Source organism: Citrobacter sp. HN-141, assembly GCF_033341895.1.
Lineage (GTDB): Bacteria > Pseudomonadota > Gammaproteobacteria > Enterobacterales > Enterobacteriaceae > Citrobacter.
This window is the reverse complement of sequence record NZ_JAWPBF010000018.1, coordinates 16,125-30,649: the sequence shown is the minus strand read 5'-3', so window position 1 is coordinate 30,649 and position 14,525 is coordinate 16,125. Positions and strand designations below refer to the sequence as shown.

The 14,525-nt window shown below is 50.9% G+C and carries 15 protein-coding genes; 11 read left to right on the top strand and 4 right to left on the bottom strand.

Annotated features, from left to right (window positions below):
- Positions 1-429: 429 nt before the first annotated feature.
- From zwf to kdgA, 3 genes are all read left to right on the top strand, one after another.
- The gene (gene zwf / locus RYZ59_RS19680) at positions 430-1,905 is read left to right on the top strand and encodes a glucose-6-phosphate dehydrogenase (protein WP_137381576.1); all 1,476 of its coding nucleotides are present in this window, start codon (positions 430-432) and stop codon (positions 1,903-1,905) included.
- Positions 1,906-2,139: 234 nt separating this feature from the next.
- The gene (gene edd, locus RYZ59_RS19675; RefSeq protein ID WP_202038413.1) at positions 2,140-3,951 is read left to right on the top strand and encodes a phosphogluconate dehydratase; all 1,812 of its coding nucleotides are present in this window, start codon (positions 2,140-2,142) and stop codon (positions 3,949-3,951) included.
- Positions 3,952-3,985: 34 nt separating this feature from the next.
- Positions 3,986-4,627 (top strand): bifunctional 4-hydroxy-2-oxoglutarate aldolase/2-dehydro-3-deoxy-phosphogluconate aldolase, encoded by a 642-nt coding sequence (gene kdgA / locus RYZ59_RS19670; RefSeq protein ID WP_005120716.1) that lies wholly within the window; start codon positions 3,986-3,988, stop codon positions 4,625-4,627.
- Positions 4,628-4,729: 102 nt separating this feature from the next.
- Here the strand turns inward: kdgA and purT are convergent, their stop codons facing one another.
- On the bottom strand, positions 4,730-5,908 hold the full coding sequence (purT, locus tag RYZ59_RS19665) for a formate-dependent phosphoribosylglycinamide formyltransferase (protein WP_318050281.1): 1,179 nt from the start codon (positions 5,906-5,908) through the stop codon (positions 4,730-4,732).
- A 132-nt stretch (positions 5,909-6,040) separates the two neighbouring features.
- Here purT and yebG point away from each other — a divergent pair, with 132 nt between their 5' ends.
- The 4 genes from yebG (at position 6,041) to ptrB (ending at position 9,709) form a co-directional block, all read left to right on the top strand.
- A complete protein-coding gene (gene yebG, locus RYZ59_RS19660) occupies positions 6,041-6,331 on the top strand; it encodes a DNA damage-inducible protein YebG (protein ID WP_318050282.1) in 291 nt (96 codons plus the stop codon).
- Positions 6,332-6,451: 120 nt separating this feature from the next.
- Positions 6,452-6,808 carry a protein YebF gene (gene yebF, locus RYZ59_RS19655; protein ID WP_202038415.1) on the top strand — a complete coding sequence of 119 codons (357 nt, stop codon included), beginning with the start codon at positions 6,452-6,454 and terminating at the stop codon, positions 6,806-6,808.
- Between the two features lie 91 nt (positions 6,809-6,899).
- Positions 6,900-7,559, top strand: a complete 660-nt coding sequence (locus tag RYZ59_RS19650; RefSeq protein ID WP_318050283.1) for a tellurite resistance TerB family protein — start codon at positions 6,900-6,902, stop codon at positions 7,557-7,559.
- Positions 7,560-7,645: 86 nt separating this feature from the next.
- Complete coding sequence (ptrB, locus tag RYZ59_RS19645; RefSeq protein WP_318050284.1) at positions 7,646-9,709, top strand: oligopeptidase B; 2,064 nt, start codon at positions 7,646-7,648, stop codon at positions 9,707-9,709.
- Here ptrB and exoX read toward each other — a convergent pair.
- The 3 genes from exoX to RYZ59_RS19630 form a co-directional block, all read right to left on the bottom strand.
- On the bottom strand, positions 9,691-10,353 hold the full coding sequence (gene exoX, locus RYZ59_RS19640; RefSeq protein ID WP_271441797.1) for an exodeoxyribonuclease X: 663 nt from the start codon (positions 10,351-10,353) through the stop codon (positions 9,691-9,693). The two genes, ptrB and exoX, sit on opposite strands and share 19 nt — an antisense overlap.
- Before the next feature lie 23 nt (positions 10,354-10,376).
- Positions 10,377-11,033 carry a carbon-nitrogen hydrolase family protein gene (locus tag RYZ59_RS19635; RefSeq protein ID WP_318050285.1) on the bottom strand — a complete coding sequence of 219 codons (657 nt, stop codon included), beginning with the start codon at positions 11,031-11,033 and terminating at the stop codon, positions 10,377-10,379.
- A 106-nt stretch (positions 11,034-11,139) separates the two neighbouring features.
- Entirely contained in the window at positions 11,140-11,370 is a 231-nt protein-coding gene (locus RYZ59_RS19630; protein WP_005120732.1) for a DNA polymerase III subunit theta, read from the bottom strand.
- 142 nt (positions 11,371-11,512) lie between these two features.
- Between RYZ59_RS19630 and yobA the strand changes: the two genes are divergently transcribed.
- From yobA to RYZ59_RS19610, 4 genes are all read left to right on the top strand, one after another.
- Positions 11,513-11,887: a CopC domain-containing protein YobA gene (yobA, locus tag RYZ59_RS19625; RefSeq protein ID WP_318050286.1), complete on the top strand. Its 375-nt coding sequence runs from the start codon at positions 11,513-11,515 to the stop codon at positions 11,885-11,887.
- Positions 11,888-11,890: 3 nt separating this feature from the next.
- Positions 11,891-12,763 (top strand): copper homeostasis membrane protein CopD, encoded by an 873-nt coding sequence (gene copD, locus RYZ59_RS19620; RefSeq protein WP_318050287.1) that lies wholly within the window; start codon positions 11,891-11,893, stop codon positions 12,761-12,763.
- A 16-nt stretch (positions 12,764-12,779) separates the two neighbouring features.
- Positions 12,780-13,118, top strand: coding sequence for a YebY family protein (locus tag RYZ59_RS19615; RefSeq protein WP_318050288.1), 339 nt, complete (start codon positions 12,780-12,782; stop codon positions 13,116-13,118).
- A 589-nt stretch (positions 13,119-13,707) separates the two neighbouring features.
- The gene (locus tag RYZ59_RS19610) at positions 13,708-14,490 is read left to right on the top strand and encodes an HNH endonuclease (protein ID WP_318050289.1); all 783 of its coding nucleotides are present in this window, start codon (positions 13,708-13,710) and stop codon (positions 14,488-14,490) included.
- Positions 14,491-14,525 lie beyond the last annotated feature (35 nt).

Below are 14,525 nucleotides of genomic sequence, written 5' to 3'. Positions count from 1 at the left end.
GTTAATTCACCTGAATCGCTTACTTGAGTAAGCCCATCGGGATGAAATGAGAGACATCCTTCGGTTGGAAAGATTCGTTCCTGGCGAATTTGTCACTCGCTTGCCGCTTTCCTGCAACGCGAATTATTTTGTGTGTAGATACTACCCCTGAGAGTGAAGGAACGGGGCAAAATGGAGAGAATAGTTGTTGTTTTTTTTCATTACATGATCGAAGTCCGGTTTTCATACTTCTTCATGGGTACGAAAAAAAGCGACTTTTTTATCCATTTTGAGCCTGACTGGCGTCTCTTTAGCCGCTGTTTTCGGTAACAGCACGGCTGGATAAGCGTTTACGGTTCACGGAATCACGTAAAAGCAGTACAGTGCATTGTAATAAAATTACAACCAGTGTCTGGCAAAAGCACCAGGCACTCAATTGAGGAGAATGACATGGCGGTAACGCAAACAGCCCAGGCATGTGACCTGGTCATTTTCGGCGCGAAGGGCGACCTGGCGCGACGGAAATTGCTGCCTTCCCTGTATCAACTGGAAAAGGCCGGTCAGATTAACCCGGATACCCGCATCATTGGGGTAGGGCGTGCTGATTGGGACAAAGCTGCCTATACCAAGGTTGTACGCGAAGCGCTCGAAACTTTCATGAAAGAAAAAATTGATGAGAGTTTATGGGAAACCCTCAGCGGCCGTCTGGATTTTTGTAACCTGGACGTCAATGACACCGCCGCATTTAGCCGTCTGGGCGAGATGCTGGATCAAAAATCACGTACCACGATTAACTATTTCGCTATGCCGCCAAGCACCTTTGGCGCGATCTGCAAAGGTTTGGGTGAAGCAAAACTTAACGCGAAGCCTGCGCGTGTCGTGATGGAAAAACCGCTGGGTACTTCGCTCGCGACATCCCGTGAAATCAACGACCAGGTGGGTGAATATTTCGAAGAATGCCAGGTTTACCGTATCGACCACTATCTTGGTAAAGAGACGGTTCTGAACCTGCTGGCGCTGCGTTTCGCTAACTCCCTGTTTGTAAATAACTGGGATAATCGCACTATCGACCACGTAGAAATTACGGTGGCGGAAGAAGTGGGTATTGAAGGGCGCTGGGGCTATTTTGACCAGGCAGGTCAAATGCGCGATATGATCCAGAACCACCTGCTGCAGATCCTATGCATGATCGCAATGTCCCCTCCGGCTGATCTGAGCGCCGACAGCATTCGCGATGAGAAAGTAAAGGTACTGAAATCTCTGCGTCGCATCGATCGCTCGAACGTGCGTGAAAAAACGGTGCGCGGTCAGTACACCACCGGTTTTGCCCAGGGTAAAAAGGTACCGGGTTACCTGGAAGAAGAGGGCGCGAATAAGAGCAGCAACACGGAAACGTTTGTGGCGATTCGCGTCGATATCGATAACTGGCGCTGGACGGGTGTACCGTTCTACCTGCGTACCGGTAAACGTTTACCAACCAAGTGCTCTGAAGTGGTGGTTTACTTCAAAACACCTGAGCTGAATCTGTTTAAAGAATCCTGGCAGGATCTGCCGCAGAACAAGTTGACTATTCGTTTGCAGCCTGATGAAGGGGTTGATATCCAGGTACTGAACAAAGTGCCGGGTCTGGACCACAAACATAATCTGCAAATCACTAAGCTGGATCTGAGCTACTCAGAAACCTTCAACCAAACGCACCTGGCCGACGCCTATGAGCGCCTGCTGTTGGAAACCATGCGCGGTATTCAGGCGCTGTTTGTGCGTCGCGATGAGGTCGAGGAAGCCTGGAAATGGGTGGATTCAATTACCGAAGCCTGGGCGATGGATAACGAGTCGCCGAAGCCTTATCAGGCAGGAACCTGGGGACCGGTTGCGTCTGTGGCCATGATCACCCGTGACGGTCGTTCCTGGAACGAATTCGAGTAAAAGATCATCTAGCCATTAGGTGTTATTTTACCGGTAACATGATCTAACACAGATTGTAGAATAATTTTTGCACTTTTAAACCTCGCGTGGATTCACCCGCGAGGTTTTTTTTATTACACTGCCTGAAACGATTTTGCCCCTGAGCTACGGCTAACAAGCGATTCAGCAATATTTAGTGATGCTGAGTAACACTGTTTACCCAACCGCTCTGACAGATAAATTTTAGGAGCCTCTATGAATCCGAATTTGTTACGCGTAACACAACGTATCGTCGAACGTTCCCGGGACACGCGTTCCGCCTACCTCGCTCGAATCGAACAGGCTAAAACGACTACCGTCCATCGTTCACAACTGGCGTGCGGTAATCTGGCGCATGGTTTTGCCGCCTGTCAGCCGGAGGATAAAGCCTCGCTAAAAAGCATGTTGCGTAACAATATCGCGATCATTACCTCCTATAACGACATGCTTTCCGCACACCAGCCGTATGAACACTATCCGGCCATTATTCGCAAAGCACTACATGAAGCCAATGCGGTGGGCCAGGTTGCTGGTGGCGTACCTGCGATGTGCGACGGAGTGACCCAGGGTCAGGACGGCATGGAGCTTTCTCTGCTCAGTCGTGAAGTCATTGCGATGTCGGCGGCCGTGGGGCTCTCACACAATATGTTCGATGGTGCGCTGTTCCTCGGCGTATGTGACAAGATTGTCCCGGGCCTGGTCATGGCGGCGCTTTCCTTCGGTCATCTGCCTTCAATCTTCATCCCTTCAGGCCCGATGGCGAGTGGTCTGGCGAACAAAGAGAAAGTGCGTATTCGTCAACTGTATGCCGAAGGCAAAGTGGATCGTATGGCACTGCTCGAATCCGAGGCTGCGTCTTATCATGCACCGGGTACTTGTACGTTCTACGGCACCGCTAACACCAACCAGATGGTCGTGGAGTTTATGGGCATGCAGTTGCCAGGCTCCTCTTTTGTGCACCCGGATGCACCACTGCGCGAAGCATTGACCGCCGCGGCGGCCCGTCAGGTAACACGTCTGACCGGTAACGGTAACGAGTGGATGCCGATCGGTAAAATGATCGATGAAAAAGTGGTAGTGAACGGTATTGTGGCACTACTGGCGACCGGCGGTTCAACCAACCATACGATGCACCTGGTAGCCATGGCGCGTGCAGCCGGTATTCTGATTAACTGGGATGACTTCTCCGACCTGTCAGATGTGGTCCCGCTGATGGCGCGTTTGTACCCGAATGGTCCGGCAGATATTAACCATTTCCAGGCAGCGGGCGGTGTGCCTGTATTAATGCGTGAACTGCTGAACGCGGGTCTGTTACATGAGGATGTGAATACCGTGGCCGGATTCGGTTTATCGCGTTATACCCTGGAGCCGTGGCTGAATAACGGTGAACTGGACTGGCGCGAAGGTGCGGAAAAATCGCTGGACAGCAATGTGATTGCCGCCTTTGACCAGCCATTCTCCCATCATGGCGGCACTAAAGTACTGAGTGGCAATCTGGGGCGTGCGGTGATGAAAACCTCAGCTGTTCCAGTTGAAAATCAGGTGATTGAAGCGCCTGCCGTGGTCTTCGAAAGTCAACATGATGTGTTACCGGCGTTTGATGCGGGTCTGCTTGACCGGGATTGTGTGGTTGTTGTGCGTCATCAGGGACCAAAAGCGAACGGAATGCCAGAATTACATAAACTCATGCCACCACTTGGTGTATTATTGGACCGTTGTTTCAAAATTGCGTTAGTTACTGATGGACGACTTTCAGGTGCTTCAGGTAAAGTGCCTTCAGCAATCCATGTAACCCCAGAAGCCTACGATGGCGGGCTGCTGGCAAAAGTGCGCGATGGCGACATCATTCGTGTGAATGGACAGACAGGTGAATTGACGCTGCTGGTTGATGAAGAGGAACTTGCCTCTCGTCAGCCTCACATTCCTGACCTTAGCGCTTCGCGCGTGGGTACCGGGCGTGAAATGTTCAGCGCGTTGCGTGAAAAGCTGTCCGGTGCGGAGCAGGGCGCAACCTGTATCACTTTTTAAGACTTAATTTGTAATCAGGCGAGAGAAAACTCTGATGAAAAACTGGAAGACAAGTGCAGAAGCAATCCTGACCACTGGCCCGGTTGTACCGGTTATTGTGGTTAACAAACTGGAACACGCTGTGCCGATGGCGAAAGCGTTAGTTGCAGGGGGCGTGCGCGTTCTGGAAGTGACATTACGTACCGCTTGTGCGATGGATGCTATTCGTGCAATCGCGAAAGAAGTACCGGATGCTATCGTCGGTGCGGGTACTGTGCTGAATCCACAGCAACTGGCTGAAGTTACTGCGGCTGGTGCTCAGTTTGCGATTAGCCCGGGTCTGACCGAGCCGCTGTTGAAAGCAGCAACCGAAGGGACGATTCCGCTGATCCCTGGCATCAGCACCGTTTCTGAACTGATGCTGGGTATGGACTACGGTTTGAAAGAGTTCAAATTCTTCCCGGCTGAAGCGAACGGCGGTACGAAAGCACTGCAGGCAATCGCGGGTCCGTTCTCTCAGGTTCGTTTCTGTCCGACTGGCGGCATCTCCCCGGCGAACTACCGTGATTACCTGGCCCTGAAAAGCGTGCTGTGTATTGGCGGTTCCTGGCTGGTTCCGGCGGATGCGCTGGAAGCGGGTGATTACGATCGTATCACCAAACTGGCTCGCGAAGCGGTTGAAGGGGCGAAGCAGTAAGCTATCAATGTGTAAACCGAAGGCCCGATAATAGGCGTTAGCGCCGATATCGGGCTTTGCCGGATGGGGGGTTACTGCCTCATCCGGTCTACGGGTCCGGTTTTAACCTGCCACTTTTACCTGTGCAGCCGCGTTTTTCGCACGATCAACCGCTTCTTCAACACTTTCTGCCGTTGCCAGCACGACACCTAAACGACGCGTACCGTCGATCTCGGGTTTACCAAACAGACGTATCTGCAAACCCGCGCCAACGGCAGCATCCACATTATCAAAGGTAACGTTTTGACTGTTTAGCTGCGGCAGGATCACCGCTGACGCTGACGGACCATACTGGCGGATTGCGCCAACGGGAAGACCAAGGAATGCACGCACGTGCAGGGCAAACTCAGACAGATCCTGAGAAGTCAGCGTCACCATACCCGTGTCGTGCGGGCGAGGGGAGACTTCGCTGAAAATGACGTCGTCACCGCAGACAAACAGCTCCACACCAAATAATCCGTGGCCGCCCAATGCCAGTACCACTTTCCGGGCAATCTCCTGCGCCCGGGCTAACGCCAGTTCGCTCATCTGCTGTGGCTGCCAGGATTCGCGATAGTCGCCGTCTTCCTGGCGATGACCTACCGGTGCGCAAAAATGTACGCCGTCAATGGCGCTGACGGTAAGCAGTGTGATTTCAAAATCGAAATTCACCACGCCTTCGACGATAACACGCCCGGCGCCCGCTCGCCCGCCCTGTTGGGCATAGTTCCAGGCTTCGGTTAGCTGTTCGGCGGAGCGGATAAAGCTCTGGCCTTTACCGGAAGAACTCATTACCGGTTTTACGATGCAGGGATAACCGATTTCGTCTACGGCCTCGCGAAAACGCATTTCACTGTCGGCGAAGCGAAAAGATGATGTCGGTAAAGATAACTCGTCGGCGGCGAGGCGACGGATGCCTTCCCGGTTCATGGTCAGTTGAGTCGCGCGTGCGCAAGGCACTACGTTCAGGCCTTCCTGCTCCAGTTTTACCAGCATATCTGTGGCGATGGCTTCAATTTCTGGCACGATAAAATGCGGTTTTTCATGCTCGACAACCTGGCGCAATGCATCGCCATCCAACATGTTGATGACGTAGGAGCGATGAGCAACGTGCATCGCTGGTGCGTCGGGGTAACGATCCACGGCAATGACTTCCACACCCAGGCGTTGGCATTCAATCGCCACTTCTTTACCCAGTTCACCTGAACCTAATAACATCACACGCGTTGCTGCAGGACGCAGCGCTGTGCCTAATAACGTCATAAATTAATCCCCTGTTTTAACTGGGCGCAGTATATACGAAAACGTTTGCGTCTGTCTTTATTACCAGGTTGATTTCAGGGATGAAAAAGAATATGCTGTATATAAATACAGGTAATTTAAGAGGCTGCAAAAATGGCGGTTGAAGTTAAATACGTAGTCATTCGGGAAGGTGAGGAAAAAATGTCGTTTACCAGCAAAAAGGAAGCCGATGCGTATGACAAGATGCTCGATACAGCCGATCTGCTCGACACATGGCTGGAACAATCACCGGTAACGCTGGAAGATGAGCAGCGTGAAGCGCTTTCTCTGTGGCTGGCTGAGCAAAAAGAGGTGCTGAGCGCCATCCTGAAAAACGGCAAGCTGCCTTCTCCACAGGTGGTCGACAACGACGCATCTGCTGAGGATGATACCCAGGCGGCCTGAAGCGACTTGCGCTCCTGATATTTTGTACCATGCTTTTCCCTGAATCATTGTGCAATCTCTGACAGCCTTCACACCGCGGGTCTGCGGCCTGAAGGACGAAAGGGAGATAAGGAGAAAAGAATGTATAAAAAAAGAGCGCTGTTGAGCCTGCTGTTGTTATCTGCCAGCGTATCAGTATTTGCGGCGAATACGGAAAGTAAGTCAGTTCAGTTTCCAAACTGTGAAGGTCTGGACGCTGATGGCATTGCAGCCAGCGTAAAACGTGATTACCTGCAGAATCGCATTGTGCGCTGGGCCGACGATCAAAAGAAACTCGGTCAGCTTGACCCGGTAGCGTGGGCCAATCCGCAGGATATTGTCGGTAAAGACGGGCAGTGGACAGTACCCCTGACTGTGCGCGGCAAAAGCAGCGACATTCACTATCAGGTAAAGCTTGATTGCAAAGCCGGCACAGCAGAGTACCAGGTGCGTCAGTAGCTGAATTTGCACATCTTTTGATGACCTGAACACTTCCTGACATCCCCTCGGGTACGCTTTGATGATTATTCGTCTGTACTTGAGGGGCAAAATGGCTAACTGGCTGAATCAACTACAATCTCTTCTTGGGCAAAAAGCATCATCTGCGTCATCTTCCGGTGAACAAGGACTCAGCAAACTGCTGGTGCCTGGCGCGCTAGGCGGTCTGGCAGGATTACTGGTTGCCAACAAATCCTCACGTAAATTACTCAGTAAATACGGCACCAGCGCGCTTTTGGTTGGCGGTGGGGCGGTTGCCGGTACGGTGTTATGGAACAAGTACAAAGATAAGGTCCGTGCGGCGCATCAGGGTGAACCACAATTTGGCGCGCAGAGTTCGCCGCTGGATGAGCGAACTGAGCGTCTGATCCTGGCGCTGGTCTTTGCGGCGAAAAGCGATGGGCATATCGATGCTAAAGAGCGTGCTGCCATTGAACATCAACTTCGTGAAGCGGGAGTTGAAGAGCAGGGGCGTGTTCTGATTGAGCGTGCGATTGAACAACCACTCGATCCTCAGCGTCTGGCTCAGGGGGTCCGTAATGAAGAAGAAGCACTGGAAATCTACTTCCTGAGCTGTGCGGCAATTGATATCGACCACTTTATGGAGCGCAGTTATCTGAATGCGTTGGGTGATGCGTTGAAGATCCCGCAGGATGTTCGCGAAGGGATTGAGCAGGATCTTAAGCAACAAAAACAGGCCCTGCCAGACTAAATAGTTACAGTGCCGGAGCATGTTTCGCTTGCATCATTGCTGACTTTTGCCACCCTTATAGAATGTTTAAGCAAAAGAACAATGACATGCTACCTAAAGCTCCTCGTATTCCCCACGCCATGACGCAGCATGGCGATACTCGTGTTGATAATTATTACTGGTTGCGAGATGACACCCGCTCGCAGCCAGAGGTGCTGAATTACCTGCAACAAGAAAATGCGTATGGCCGCCAGGTGATGGCTTCGCAGCAAGCTTTGCAGGATCGTGTTCTGAAAGAGATTATCGACCGTATTCCCCCTCAGGATGTGTCCGCACCGTATGTGAAAAATGGGTACCGCTATCGCCATCTCTATGAACCGGGGTGTGAATATGCCATTTATCAGCGCCAGTCTGCTCTCAGTGAAGAGTGGGATGAATGGGATACCTTGCTGGATGGAAACCAGCGCGCAGCCCATAGCGAATTCTATACGTTAGGTGGTCTGGCAATATCACCGGACAATACCATTATGGCGCTGGCGGAGGATTACCTTTCCCGTCGGCAATATGGTGTGCGCTTTCGCAACTTACAAACGGGCAACTGGTACCCGGAGGTACTTGAAAACGTCGAGCCGGAATTAGTCTGGGCCAACGACTCGCAGACTTTCTATTATGTCCGCAAGCATGAAACCACATTGCTGCCGTATCAGGTCTGGCGGCATACTGTCGGTTCACCATCCACTGATGATGAGCTGGTGTATGAAGAGGCTGATGATATGTTTTATGTCAGTCTGCATAAAACCACCTCACAGCACTATGTTGTTATTCATATTGCGAGTGCAACCACCAGTGAGATTTTGCTCATTGATGCAGAACTGGCTGATGCCGAGCCACTGGTCTTTTTGGCGCGTCGGAAAGACCATGAATACAGTCTCGATCACTATCAACACGCCTTTTATCTGCGTTCAAACCGTCAGGGTAAAAACTTCGGCCTGTACCGTACCCGTGTACGAGACGAACACGCCTGGGAGACGTTAATCCCAGCGCGTGACAGTGTCATGCTGGAGGGTTTTACGCTGTTCACCGACTGGCTGGTGGTGGAAGAACGACAACAGGGGTTAACCAGCCTGCGACAAATCAATCGCAAAACGCGTGAAGTAATCGGGATTGCCTTTGACGATCCCGCCTATGTGACGTGGCTGGCTTATAATCCTGAGCCGGAGACATCGCGCCTGCGCTATGGCTATTCCTCCATGACTACGCCGGACACGCTGTTCGAACTGGATATGGATACTGGCGTGCGCCGCGTACTTAAGCAGACTACCGTCCCCGGTTTCGACGCCGCAAATTACCGCAGTGAACACGTGTGGATAACCGCACGCGACGGGACAGAGGTGCCTGTCTCGCTGGTCTACCACAAGCAGCATTTCCGTAAAGGGAAAAATCCATTATTGGTGTATGGCTATGGTTCATATGGCGCAAGCATGGACGCTGATTTCAGCAGCAGCCGCTTAAGCTTATTGGATCGTGGCTTTGTGTACGCGATCGCCCACGTGCGTGGCGGTGGTGAATTGGGGCAGCAATGGTATGAAGAGGGTAAATTTCTGCGTAAGAAAAATACCTTCAATGACTATCTCGACGTCTGCGATGCACTGCTCAAACTCGGTTATGGCTCACCTTCATTGTGTTATGGGATGGGAGGAAGCGCCGGAGGGATGCTGATGGGTGTTGCCATCAACGAGCGTCCGACACTTTTTCACGGCGTTATTGCCCAGGTGCCGTTTGTCGATGTGGTGACCACCATGCTGGATGAGTCAATTCCGCTGACAACCGGTGAGTTTGAAGAGTGGGGCAATCCGCAGGACAAAGAGTATTACACCTACATGAAAAGCTACAGCCCATACGATAACGTCACCGCACAGGATTATCCGCATCTGTTGGTAACCACAGGGTTACACGATTCCCAGGTGCAATACTGGGAACCGGCGAAGTGGGTGGCGAAACTGCGTGAAATGAAAACAGACGATCATCTGCTGCTATTGTGTACGGATATGGACTCCGGACACGGCGGTAAATCCGGGCGCTATAAATCCTATGAAGGTGTGGCCCTCGAGTTCGCTTTTTTAATTGGTCTTGCGCAGGGAACACTGCCCGGTCAGGCGTTATCCAGATAGTGTTTCAGCGTCAGGCGCAATTCCGGGCTCATATTGTCAAGGTTATTAAATAGCCAGCGCAAATAGCCCGGATCGCGTTCAGCGACTTCAGATACCGGTTTCCCGCGGTATTTACCGAAGGTAAAGGTAGTTAGCAGCGCAGGACGGCCGGTGACATCGGCCATTTGCTCCGGGGTCCAGCCGGACGTCTGCATGATGTCTATCAGCAGTGCCGCCGTGATGTAGCAATCATAAAGCGCGCGGTGGTGGTGCAGACCAGACGGCGTCTGGACGCTCAGCTTGCGGGACTTATAGAGCGCCATATTGCTGTATTTGATCCCCGGCCACAGGCGGCGGGAAAGCTTCATGGTGCAAATCCATTCCCCCGGCATTTCGGGCAGCACACGCCGATCAAAACTGGCGTTATGCGCCACGTACCACTCGCTGCCGTAATAGTGCGGGATGACATCTTCAATCCACGGTTTATCCGCTACCATCGCTTCAGTGATGTGATGGATAGCCATGGCTTGTGGACTGATGGGACGGTCAGGACGCACCAGATGGCTCATGGGATTGACGATCGTTCCGTCAACGACATCGACCGATGCAATCTCAACAATGCCTCCCTGCAGACCACAGGTTTCTGTATCTATTATGCGCAACATGCCGGGCTCCGAGCCAAAAACGACTAGCGTAATGGAATGATATCACCTTGCCAACCCCGTGGCGTGCGTTGACCAGTTAACAGTAATGAACCGCTGTCGGCGCGGACAATTAACCGACCACGTTCATCCCACAATGCGCTGCTGCCACGGGCATTGGCCATCAGTACCGCAATGGCGAATTTATGCGAAAAACTTTGCAGACGCGAAGCGGAAGAGAGCAGTTCTGGTTCTTTGACGGACTGACAGGTTGTGAACAGCGAAAATGTCGGGTCGATATCAATACCTTCCGGCTGGCTGTCGACCACGCTGATGGCATTTCGTTGCCTGGCGATACAGGCGCCATGGCTTTGATGAAACATTAACGGCGAGGTCATCCAGGGAGAGAAAAGCGCTATTCCCTTCACAAAGCGATCGTGATGCTCTACCGACAACCCGGCAATGATGGTCATACGATACGTGACTGCGGCGTGGGCGAGGGGTTGCAGTAACTCTTCATCGGGCGGGGCCGGGAGGGCGTCGTCTTCGTCCACACAGCCCAACAGGGACAATGCTGGAAAAACCAACAATTCGCATTGGCATTTAGCCGCTGCCTGAATGAACTGCAAATGATGGGCGACGTGTTCGCTTAATGATCGTTGAAGTGGTTCGTACTGCGCTGCAGCAATTTTCCAGTGTGACATAATGATTTCCTTTTCATAGTGTCTACAACCATCCTTAAATAGTAGATTAAGAATGTGCTTATACTGTAGCAGGCATCATGTAAGGAACTGTAACTTAATATAAGGTTTATTTAACTTTAGGCTCGTAAGGTAAACGTGAGAGGGAAACGGAAGCTAAACGGTGTGCGATCAGGCGTTCACGGAACCAGTCGCGTAAATGTGCAGGCTGTTCACGCTCGACAACTTCAGCAACGACAGGCATGTTGTAGCGCTCTTTAAATGCGACGCCTGCCGCAGCCAGATCGACGTTAACCTTATCCATTTCTGCTTGCTCAAGTTTAGCCAGATTAATATTCATACGTTTTTCCTCATCTCTCCATTGGCGCGCAAAAGTTACTAAGAGTGCGCATTAATGGCAAGCCTGAAATGATGATTCTCGACTCGATCATTGTAGAAGGTTATTCTCTACAGATTAGACATAACAAAAAGGAATAGTTGATATGGCTTCATCTGCATCTTCACTTCGCTATGCTCTCATCGCTCTTGCCGGTATGCTGGCGACACCCGCTGCCCTGGCGCATGCGCATCTGACACAACAAAGCCCTGCGGCTAATGCGCAGGTCACAGCATCCCCCCAGGCATTGACGCTCAATTTTTCTGAAGGTGTCGAACCTGCATTCAGCGGGGCAACGCTGACAGGCCCGCAAAAAGAACAGATCAAAACGGGTAAGGCAACGCGTAATGAGCAGGATAAAACGCAACTGATTATTCCGCTCGTTCAGTCACTGAAAACAGGAAAATACACGGTCGATTGGCATGTTGTGTCAGTGGATGGGCACAAGACGAAAGGGCAATATAGCTTTAGCGTGAAATAACCGATGCTGGCGTTTACCTGGGTTGCACTGCGTTTTATCCATTTTACCACGCTGATGCTGGTGTTTGGCTGTGCGCTCTATGGCGCATGGCTGGCTCCTGTTTCGCTCCGTCATTTGATGATGCATCGTTTCTTGCATCTGCAACGCCACGCCGCGGCGTGGAGTTTTATCAGCGCGACGCTGATGCTGGCGGTTCAGGGGGGATTAATGGGCGCGGGTTGGCAGGATGTCCTCTCCATCACCGTTTGGAGAGCCGTCCTGCAAACACAATTCGGGGGCGTCTGGCTGTGGCAAATTATCCTTGCGCTGGTCACACTGGCGGTGACCATTATCGTACCGCGCAGTATGCCGCGACGACTGCTAATGCTGACGATTGCGCAGTTTATTCTGCTGGCGGGCGTTGGGCATGCGACACTGCACGATGGCGTAACCGGCACACTTCATCAGATTAACCATGCGCTGCATCTGATATGCGCAGCTGCCTGGTTTGGCGGCTTGTTGCCGGTGCTCTACTGTATGAAAATGGCGCAAGGACGCTGGCGCGATCAAGCCATCAGTACCATGATGCGCTTCTCCCGCTATGGACATCTTTTTGTGATTGGCGTGTTGCTTACCGGCATCATGAATGCGCTGTTTATTGTCGGTTTCGCTGTTCCCTGGCATGTGGCTTATGGGAAACTGCTGTTGTTAAAATGTGCCCTGGTCATGCTAATGGTGGCGATTGCGCTGGTGAATCGGTATGTTCTTGTTCCACGTATGCAGCAGGATAATCGCTGCATGACCCTCTATTTTATTTGGATGACGAAGCTGGAATGGGGTATAGGCGCTGTTGTGCTGGCAATTGTCAGCCTGTTTGCAACCCTCGAACCGTTCTGATGGACTGGCAAAACGTATGAAAAAAATCATTATCTCTTTATTGCTACTGGCAAGTTCAGGAGCGGCACTGGCTGCGCCGCAGGTTATTACCGTCAGTCGTTTTGAGGTTGGCAAAGATAAATGGGCGTTTAATCGTGAAGAGGTGATGTTGACCTGCCGTCCGGGCAACGCGCTGTATGTCATCAACCCCAGCACGCTGGTGCAATACCCGCTGAATGATGTTGCCAGACAGCAGGTTGAGAGCGGTAAAACCACGGCAAAACCGATCGACATTATCCAGATTGACGATCCGGCTAAATCTGGCGAAAAAATGAGCCTTGCTCCGTTTATCGAGCGTGCAGAAAAGCTCTGTTAATTGTCAGATGTAGTGCTCTGATTTCCAATAAAAAACCGCAAGGATCTCACAGGAGAACTTGCGGTTTTTACATTGTAGCGTGTGGCAATCCCCCTTTTTTTCAGACCACTTTAGTCGCGGACTGGAAAACCTGGCGCTGTCATCTATTCTTAAATGGCAGGGTAACTTAGCCTGCATTAATGCCAACTTTTAGCGCACGGCTCTCTCCCAAGAGCCATTTCCCTGGACCGAATACAGGAATCGTATTCGGTCTCTTTTTATATCTTTGTTTTCTTATGGTGTTTTTCGATGTGGCCACGAAACACCACGAAAATTGCTCGAAATTTCCATATCCTGTCCAAACCATAACATATTCTGCACCGTGTGCGTCCAGCTATTTTTGGTTATTGTTAAATTTTTATACCCCAGCAATCTCTGAGCAAAATCCTCTGCGTGTTCTCTCTTCTAACGCGAAGACGTGAGACCATGCTTTCCTGCTGACGGTCACCTGCAGCATGAAATAACAGTCCACTGTACCGTATTTATACGTTAAGTTTTCTCGCGGGATTGTCGATATTACTCTTTATTGGCTCTTCAAAAGGAATAAAAGATGAAATATTTCTATGCTTATCATGGACCCAAAAATACAAAAGATTTTGACTACAGTAATGGGTATGGGGTTGGGCAGGAATGGAAAACCCGTCAAGTGACCCCTGGTGACCGCCTTTTTGTGATTCAAAAACTCTCTGGAAAGCGAGACTTCCAGTTGTGTGGCGTGTTCGAAATTATTGATACTTTTGTGGACCCAAACAACGTTTATCCATATCGAGTTCAACTGAAAGACCTATCCACTCTTGATACTTTCCTTCCGTTGGATGAATTGCTCGTTGGTGAACAACTCCCTCCCAGCAAGCGAAAAGAGGAGTGGACTAATTTTAAACGACATTTTTGTCATCAGGGAGCTTCATTTGAAGCACCTTTGTGCGAAGAAATTGTGTCGGTTCTCAGTTTATTGATTGCAATACCTGATTATCAAATAGGAACGCCTGCTCGCAGGGAAGACGGTCTACGCATGGTTAAAATTCGCCGGGAGCAGGCAAAATTTCGTAAAGCGGTGATGTCGAATTGGGGCAATAAATGCGCAATTACCGGCAGTATTTTGGCAGTTGAAGCTTGCCACATAATTAGCCATGCCAATAAAGGCTTACCGAGTGTAGAAAATGGCATCGCGCTTGCTGCTGATTTTCATAAGTTATTTGATAGTGACCATCTGAGCTTTCGGGATAATAGAGTTATTCTTTCAGAATCTGCCCGTCTCGAACCACGATATAAAGATTTTCATGGTACTGAATTGAGGAAGCCACTGAAACCCGTTGATCTATCAGTGAAATAACGGATGAACCAGGCAGAATAATAGTAACATTATTA

Bases quoted from the DNA above. Each gene is read 5' to 3' on its own strand.
- zwf (WP_137381576.1), top strand. From the start codon at position 430: ATGGCGGTAACGCAAACAGCCCAGGCATGTGACCTGGTCATTTTCGGC.
- edd (WP_202038413.1), top strand. From the start codon at position 2,140: ATGAATCCGAATTTGTTACGCGTAACACAACGTATCGTCGAACGTTCC.
- kdgA (WP_005120716.1), top strand. From the start codon at position 3,986: ATGAAAAACTGGAAGACAAGTGCAGAAGCAATCCTGACCACTGGCCCG.
- purT (WP_318050281.1), bottom strand. From the start codon at position 5,908: ATGACGTTATTAGGCACAGCGCTGCGTCCTGCAGCAACGCGTGTGATG.
- yebG (WP_318050282.1), top strand. From the start codon at position 6,041: ATGGCGGTTGAAGTTAAATACGTAGTCATTCGGGAAGGTGAGGAAAAA.
- yebF (WP_202038415.1), top strand. From the start codon at position 6,452: ATGTATAAAAAAAGAGCGCTGTTGAGCCTGCTGTTGTTATCTGCCAGC.
- RYZ59_RS19650 (WP_318050283.1), top strand. From the start codon at position 6,900: ATGGCTAACTGGCTGAATCAACTACAATCTCTTCTTGGGCAAAAAGCA.
- ptrB (WP_318050284.1), top strand. From the start codon at position 7,646: ATGCTACCTAAAGCTCCTCGTATTCCCCACGCCATGACGCAGCATGGC.
- exoX (WP_271441797.1), bottom strand. From the start codon at position 10,353: ATGTTGCGCATAATAGATACAGAAACCTGTGGTCTGCAGGGAGGCATT.
- RYZ59_RS19635 (WP_318050285.1), bottom strand. From the start codon at position 11,033: ATGTCACACTGGAAAATTGCTGCAGCGCAGTACGAACCACTTCAACGA.
- RYZ59_RS19630 (WP_005120732.1), bottom strand. From the start codon at position 11,370: ATGAATATTAATCTGGCTAAACTTGAGCAAGCAGAAATGGATAAGGTT.
- yobA (WP_318050286.1), top strand. From the start codon at position 11,513: ATGGCTTCATCTGCATCTTCACTTCGCTATGCTCTCATCGCTCTTGCC.
- copD (WP_318050287.1), top strand. From the start codon at position 11,891: ATGCTGGCGTTTACCTGGGTTGCACTGCGTTTTATCCATTTTACCACG.
- RYZ59_RS19615 (WP_318050288.1), top strand. From the start codon at position 12,780: ATGAAAAAAATCATTATCTCTTTATTGCTACTGGCAAGTTCAGGAGCG.
- RYZ59_RS19610 (WP_318050289.1), top strand. From the start codon at position 13,708: ATGAAATATTTCTATGCTTATCATGGACCCAAAAATACAAAAGATTTT.